Origin of the sequence: Hydrogenophaga sp., from assembly GCF_041633695.1 — a bacterium.
Taxonomy (GTDB): Bacteria; Pseudomonadota; Gammaproteobacteria; order Burkholderiales; family Burkholderiaceae_C; genus Hydrogenophaga.
In genome coordinates this window covers 1-7,061 of sequence record NZ_JBFJMY010000210.1, presented here as the reverse complement: position 1 = coordinate 7,061, position 7,061 = coordinate 1, and the positions used below count along the sequence as shown (strand labels likewise).

3 protein-coding genes and 1 pseudogene are annotated in these 7,061 nt (G+C 66.1%); 1 reads left to right on the top strand and 3 read right to left on the bottom strand.

The features are described 5' to 3' along the window. Positions 1–189 precede the first annotated feature (189 nt). The 3 genes from ABYB95_RS13565 to ABYB95_RS13555 all read right to left on the bottom strand — a co-directional run bounded on the left by ABYB95_RS13565 (position 190) and on the right by ABYB95_RS13555 (position 5,477). Positions 190–1,059: a pirin family protein gene (locus ABYB95_RS13565; protein ID WP_372659090.1), complete on the bottom strand. Its 870-nt coding sequence runs from the start codon at positions 1,057–1,059 to the stop codon at positions 190–192. Positions 1,060–1,147: 88 nt separating this feature from the next. Next, entirely contained in the window at positions 1,148–2,071 is a 924-nt protein-coding gene (locus tag ABYB95_RS13560) for a response regulator (protein WP_372659089.1), read from the bottom strand. Further along, on the bottom strand, positions 2,052–5,477 hold the full coding sequence (locus ABYB95_RS13555) for an ATP-binding protein (protein WP_372659088.1): 3,426 nt from the start codon (positions 5,475–5,477) through the stop codon (positions 2,052–2,054). The genes ABYB95_RS13560 and ABYB95_RS13555 overlap by 20 nt, the downstream gene beginning before the upstream one ends. Positions 5,478–5,633: 156 nt before the next feature. Between ABYB95_RS13555 and urtA the strand changes: the two are divergent. Continuing rightward, positions 5,634–6,899, top strand: a pseudogene (urtA, locus tag ABYB95_RS13550) (urea ABC transporter substrate-binding protein); the annotation flags it as partial. Positions 6,900–7,061: the final 162 nt, after the last annotated feature.

Sequence of the window (7,061 nt, the reverse complement as noted above, 5' to 3'; positions counted from 1 at the left end):
TCGGCCGGCAGAAGCGATTCCGGGCCTTGGCGTTCGCGCCGGGGTCCAAAGAGTTTGTCGAACAAGGCCATGCGGGGCGATGGGGTGGTGGGTACGCGGGAGCGGTGTGTCAAAAATGGCGGGCGGAAATCTCGGGCCATTGTGACGCGCTTCGGGCGGCACGGGGCGCTGGCCCCCCGTGCCCGGGGTTCAGCCGGGCAGCGGGATGAACTCCTCGGCGTCGTCCGGTGGCATGGGAAAGCGGCCTGCTTTCCAGTCGGCCTTGGCCTGTTCGATGCGGTCCTTGCGCGACGACACGAAGTTCCAGAACAGGTGGCGCTCGCCCAGCGGTTCACCGCCAAACAGCATCACGGTGGCCGCGGTGCGCGCGTGCAGCAGCGCGTCGCGGTCGTCGCCAAACACCAGCAGTTGGCCCGGTTGGTAGAGCTGTCCGCCGTGTTCGATCTCGCCATGAGCCACGTAAGCGCCTTGTTCGGCGTAGCCGCCGGGCAAGGCCAGGCTGGCGCCGGCCTGGATTTCGGTGTGCACGTAGAACAGCGGTGAGTGGGTGCGCACCGGGCTGCTGAGGCCATAGGCCGTGCCCGCGATCACCCGCATCCAGACGCCAGCTTCTTCGCGCACCGGCAGGGCGTCGGCCGGGGTGTTGGTGAAGGCGGGTTCGGTTTCTTCGTCCGCCTCGGGCAGCGCCACCCAGGACTGCATCAGTTCCAGGCCGCCACCGGCAAACGAGGCCGGATGCTCGAAGCGCTCGGAGTGGGTGATGCCCCGCCCGGCGGTCATCCAGTTCACCTCGCCCGGTCGAATCACCTGGTGCGTGCCCAGGCTGTCGCGGTGCGTGATCTGGCCGCTCAGCAGGTAGCTCACGGTGGCCAGGCCGATGTGCGGGTGCGTGCGCACGTCGGCGGCGCGGGTGTCTTCTGCCGCCAGCGTGACCGGGCCGGCGTGGTCCAGAAACACAAAGGGGCCGACCATGCGCCGCTTGGCGTAGGGCAGCACACGGCGCACCGTCAGGCCGTGGCCCAGATCCGCCGCACGGGCGTTGATCACCATTTCCAGCATCTCTTCTCCTTGAACCTTGTGTGCTGCATTCTGGCGCGCTCGGGCGGTATGGACAAATCCGTGCGCCAGAGTCCCTGTGAACAGGCTCCTAGTCGGTCGGCAGCAGCCGTCCGGCAATCGCTGCGGCGGCGGATCGGGTTTCGACGCCGAGTTTTTCGAACACGTGTTCGAGGTGCTTGTTCACGGTGCGGTGGCTCATGCCCAGGATGTCGGCGATGTCGCGGTTGGTCTTGCCCTTGGCCAGCCAGGACAACACTTCGGTCTCGCGCGGGGTGAGCGCCACTTCGCGCAACCGCTGCACCGCCGGGCTGTCGGGCGGTGTGAGCGTGAGCAGCAGCATGGATTCGCCCAGGTGGTCGTGCCCCATGCTGCGCGCCAGCAAGCGCCCCTGGCGGCCCAGATCGGTCTGGGCCAGTCCTTCGCCGGCCACGCTGCCCAACCATTGCGCCGCCGCTTGCGCGGATTCGGCCACGCCGAAAGCCTGTTCCAGCCAGGCGGTGGCTTGCGGCGAACGCCAGGCGATGCGGCCCCGGGCGTCGAGCACCACCGTGCCCATGCCGGCCACATCCACCGCCTCGCGGGCCAGGCGGGCCACCTGGGCGTTGCGCACGTGGGTGGACAGGCGGGCCAGCACCTCGGGGATGCGCAAGGGTTTGACCACGTAGTCCACCGCGCCGCAGGCAAAGCCGCGCAGGATTTGATCGGTTTCCGAGAGCCCGGTCATGAACAGTACCGGCACATGCGACCAAGCCGGGGTGCTCTTGAGCTGCTTGCACAGGGCAAAACCGTCGCGGCCCGGCATCACCGCGTCGAGCAGCACGCCATCGGGCACGGTGACCTCGAAGCGTTCGAGGGCTTCGGCCGTGTCGCGCGCGGCCAGCACCACATAGCCTTCGGCCAGCAGGGCATCGCACAACATGCGCAAGGTGTCCAGGGCATCGTCCACCACCAGAATCACCAGCGGTGTGGTGGCCGGGGTGTTCGGCAGGGGATCAGGCGTCGGCGGCATCATCGTGGGTTTCCCGGTTGTCGCGCAGGTGGGTCATCAAGGCTTGGAAGTCGAGCCGGTCGGCGCAGGATTGCAACACGGCGAGTGTGGCGGCATGGGCCGGTTCGGTGGTTTGCGCTTGCCGCAGGCGTTGCCGCAACGCAGCGAGCTGGCCTTGCCGGGTGAGGCGCTGCAGCTCTTCGCGCAGCTCGGCCCGCAGCGGCGGGCCCTGCACCCGTAGGGGCGCCAGTTCGGCTGGCGTGTCGGTGGGCGCCTCGTCGCGTATCCATTCGAGCGACAGCGCGGCTTGCAGCGCGTCGAGCAGCTCGGACTCCATCACCGGTTTACCGACAAAGCCCTGGCAGTCGAGCCCGGCCAGCTTCTCGGGTACGTTGTCGAACAGGTTGGCCGACACGAACACCACCGGCAGACGCGCGGCGGGCAAGAGCTGGCGCACCTGCTGCGCGGTCTGCCAGCCGTCCAGATCGTCCATGGTGATGTCGAGCAGCAGCAGTGCGGGCGGGTGGTCTTCCACGATTTCCAGGCACTCCTGGCCACTGGCGGCTTCCTGGACCACAAAGCCCAACGGCATCAGCAGCCCAGCCAGCAGCTGGCGGTGCAGCGGCTGGTCGTCCACCACCAGCAGGGTCTTGCGCGCGCCCCGGTAGCCGGTGACCGGGCGCAGCGAAGAGGGCAGGGGCATGGGGTGCAGCGGATCGGGCGTGATCGCGGGCAGGTACAGGCGCAGGGAAAACGTGCTGCCGTGGCCGGGGCGGCTCTTGAGCGTCAACTCACCGCCCATCATGTCGGTGAGCAAGTGGGTGATGGTCAGGCCCAGGCCGGTGCCGGTTTCGGCGGCGCGGCGGCCCGCGCTGCCGCGCTCGTAGGGCAGAAAGATGCGCTTCTGGTCTTGCGAGGCGATGCCGATGCCGGTGTCCACCACGTCGATGCGGGCCACCTGCTGGCGGAAATCCAGCCGCAACTGCACGCTGCCGAGGTCGGTGAAGCGCACCGCATTGCCCAGCAGGTTGATGAGGATCTGGCGCAGGCGCTTGGCATCGACACGGATCCAGTCGGGCACGTCGCCCTGCTGGTGCACGGTGAAGTGCAGGCCCTTGGCTTCGGCCTGCGGGCGCACCATGCGCTCCACGTCTTCGAGCAGTTGGCGCAGCGGCAGCGGCACCGGGTCGAGCTTGAGGCGACCGGCCTCGATCCGGGCCAGGTCCAGCGAGTCGTCGATGAGCGCGTGCATGTGGTTGCCGCTGCGCTGCATGGTGGCGATCTTCTCGCGCACGGGTTCGGCAATGTCCGGGTTCTTGAGCAGGATTTGTGCATAACCCAGGATGCTGGTCAGCGGCGTGCGCAGCTCGTGTGTCATGCCGGCCACGTAGCGGGTCTTGGCCTGACTGGCCGATTCGGCGCGGTCCCGGGCCGATTGCAACTCGGCGTCGGTGCGGCGGTGGGCGTCGATTTCCAGCAGCAGCAACTGGGTCTGGCGTTCCGACTCGTCTTGCGCGATGCGCCGGCTCTCGGTGGTGAGCACCACCCACCAGGCGCACACCGCCGCAAGCAGGAACAGCAGGGCGAACACCTTGAGAAAGGGCGTGTCCAGCGGGGCGCCCGTGGCGCGCAGGCTTTCCTGCACGTAGACGATGCCGATCAGAAAGGCCATGACCGAGACGATGGACAACAGCACGGCGATGTACTGCCAGACCCGGAAATTGACCTTGACCACCAGCCACCGGGGCAGCAGTGCGTTCAGCAGGGTGCGCATCTGGTCGGCGGCGCGGGCGTTGGTTTTGCAGCGGTCGTGGCAGCGCGATTCCAGTGAGCAACACAGCGAGCAGATGGAGGCCTGGTAAGCGGGGCAGCGGGCCATGTCTTCGGATTCGAACTGGTTCTCGCACACCGCGCAGCGCACCAGTTCGCCCGGGCGCCACCGGGTTTCGGGTGCACGCGCCAGGTAGTACTTGCCCTGGGTGGCCCAGGCCAGCAGCGGGGCGAGCGCCATGGCCAGGCCCAGGGCGATGAAGGGCGAGAACGCGGCGGCGGTTTCGCCCATGACCCCGGCGTAGGCGAGGCTGGCGACCACGGCAGCGATGATCATGGCGCCCAGGCCCACCGGGTTGAAGTCGTACAGGTAGGCGCGCCGGAACTCGATGCCTTTGGGGCTCAGGCCCAGGGGTTTGTTGATGACCAGATCGGACACCAGCGCGCCGACCCAGGCAATGGCGACGTTGCTGTAGATGGCCAGCACCCGTTCGATGCCCTCGAACACGCCCAGCAGCATCAGCAAAGTGGCGATCACCACGTTGAACACCAGCCACACCACACGCCCGGGGTGGCTGCGCGTGACGCGGGCAAAGAAGTTGGACCAGGCCAGCGACCCGGCGTAGGCGTTGGTGACGTTGATCTTGATCTGGGAAATGATGACGAACACCACCGTCATCGCCACCGCCAGGCCGGGGTGGCCGACCGCCTTGGCGAAGCCGGCGAGGTACATCTGGGTCGGTTCGACGGCGCGCGCCGGCACGATCTCGAATTGCATGGCGGCAAACGCCAGAAAAGCGCCGCCGGCCATTTTCAGCATGCCCATGACGATCCAGCCCGGCCCCGAGACCAGCACCGCCAGCCACCAGCGCCAGCGGTTCTGGCGCGTGCGCACCGGCAGAAAACGCAGAAAGTCCACCTGTTCGCCGATTTGCACCACCAGCGAAAAGATCACCGCCGCCGCCGCGCCGAACATCAACGGCGAAAAATCGCTGCTGCCCGAACGCAGGCCCGCCAGGCCGGAGAAGTTGCGGTAGAGCTGGGGCTGCGACAGCGCGATCCAGACAAAGGGCAGCAGCAGCAGGAACAGCCACAACGGCTGGGTCCAGGCTTGCAGCCGGGAGATCAGGGTGATGCCCCGGATGGCCAACGGAATGATCACCACCGCCGAAACCACGTAACACACGGGCAGCGGCCAGCCGGTGGCCATCTGCAGCGCCAGCGCCATGATCACCGCCTCCAGCGCAAAGAAGATGAAAGTGAACACCGCGTAGATCAGCGAGGTGATGGTGGAGCCCAGGTAGCCAAAACCGGCGCCGCGCGTCAGCAAGTCCATGTCCAGCCCGTAGCGCGCCGCGTAGTACGCGATCGGCAGGCCGGTGCAAAAAATGATCAGGCCCACCGCCAGGATGGCCCACATGGCGTTGGCAAAGCCGTAATTCACGGCGATGGCGCCGCCAATCGCCTCCAGCGCCAAAAAGGACAGCGAGCCAAAGGCGGTGTTGGCCACCCGCCATTCGCTCCATTTGCGAAAGCTGCGTGGGGTGTAGCGCAGCGCGTAGTCCTCCATGGTCTCGTCGGCCACCCAGGTGTTGTACTCCCGGCGAAAGCCAAAAATCTTCTGGGTGGCTGCGGTCGCGGCGGGTGGGGGCAAAGACATGCTGGGGGACCAAGCAAGAACCGTTCTCGCGGCGGCCCAGGCGGCGCAAACGGGCTCTACGTTATTTAACGTATAGGTGCTACCGAGGGATTTCCCTAATCTGAACCCCAGTCGGCAACCCGCCGGTCTCACTGCCAACCCGTACAGGAGTTCAACATGAAGTCGCCTTCCGATCCGAATGCCACCACCCTCGAGTCTCCCGCCGCCAGCCGCCGCCGCGTCTTGCAGATGCTGGGCGCCGCCTCCGTGGCGGGCCTGCCCGCCTGGAGCTTTGGCCAGCCCACGGCTTCAGTCAACACCACCAAGCTGGCGGTGACCGACACGGAAGTCACCGTGGGGCAGTTGCACTCCGGCACCGGCACCATGGCCATTTCCGAAACCGGCTCGATCCAGGCCGAGCAGTTGGCGATCGACCAGATCAACGCCATGGGCGGCATCCTGGGTCGCAAGATCAAGGTCATCAAGGAAGACGGCGCCTCCGACTGGCCGACCTTTGCCGAGAAGTCCAAGAAGCTGCTGATCAACGACCATTGCGCGGCTGTGTTCGGCTGCTGGACATCGGCCTCGCGCAAAGCGGTGCTGCCGGTGTTCGAGAAAGAAAACGGCCTGCTCTACTACCCCACCTTCTACGAAGGCCTGGAGCAGAGCAAGAACGTGATCTACACCGGCCAGGAAGCCACGCAGCAGATCCTGTACAGCCTGGAGTGGGCCAAGACCGAGAAGAAGGCCAAGACCTTCTTCCTGATCGGCTCCGACTACATCTGGCCGCGCACCTCGATGAAGATCGCGCGCAAGCACATCGAGAATTTCCAGAAGGGCAAGGTCGTCGGCGAGGAGTACTACCCGCTGGGCAGCACCAACTTCGGCTCGCTGATGAACAAGATCAAGCTGCAAAAGCCCGACTGCATTTTTGCCGCCGTGGTGGGTGGCTCCAACGTGGCCTTCTACAAGGCGCTCAAGGCCGCCGGCATCACCGGCGACAAGCAGCTGCTGGTGACGCTCTCGGTGACCGAGGACGAGATGACCGGCGTGGGCGGCGAAAACTTCAAGGGCTTCTACTCGTCGATGAAGTACTTCCAGTCGCTGGAAAACGAGAACAACAAGAAGTTCGTGGCCGCCTTCAAGGCCAAGTACGGCAAGGACAGTGTGATCGGCGACGTGACCCAGGCCGGTTACCTCGGACCCTGGTTGTGGAAGGCCGCGGTCGAGAAGGCCAAGAGCTTCGACGTGGACAAGGTGGTGGCCGCTTCGGAGCAGGGCATCGAACTCACCACGGCGCCCGAAGGCTACGTGAAGCTCGATGCCAACCACCACCTGTGGAGCAAGTCGCGCATCGCCATGGGCATGCCGGATGCGACCTTCAAGGTCGTGGCCGAGTCGCCCGAGCTGATCAAGCCGGATCCGTTCCCCAAGGGCTATCAATACCCCACCCCCGCCACGGCGCGTGTGCGCCGCGGCGGTGTCCTTTTCGCCCTGGAGATCCGAGATGAAACAACACCTGTTGGGGCCGAGCCCATTTCCGTTCGGGCTGAGCCTGTCGAAGCCCCTCCAAATCCACATCGCAAGAACCCTGTATTCCGATCG

Bases quoted from the DNA above. Each gene is read 5' to 3' on its own strand.
- ABYB95_RS13565 (WP_372659090.1), bottom strand. From the start codon at position 1,059: ATGCTGGAAATGGTGATCAACGCCCGTGCGGCGGATCTGGGCCACGGC.
- ABYB95_RS13560 (WP_372659089.1), bottom strand. From the start codon at position 2,071: ATGATGCCGCCGACGCCTGATCCCCTGCCGAACACCCCGGCCACCACA.
- ABYB95_RS13555 (WP_372659088.1), bottom strand. From the start codon at position 5,477: ATGTCTTTGCCCCCACCCGCCGCGACCGCAGCCACCCAGAAGATTTTT.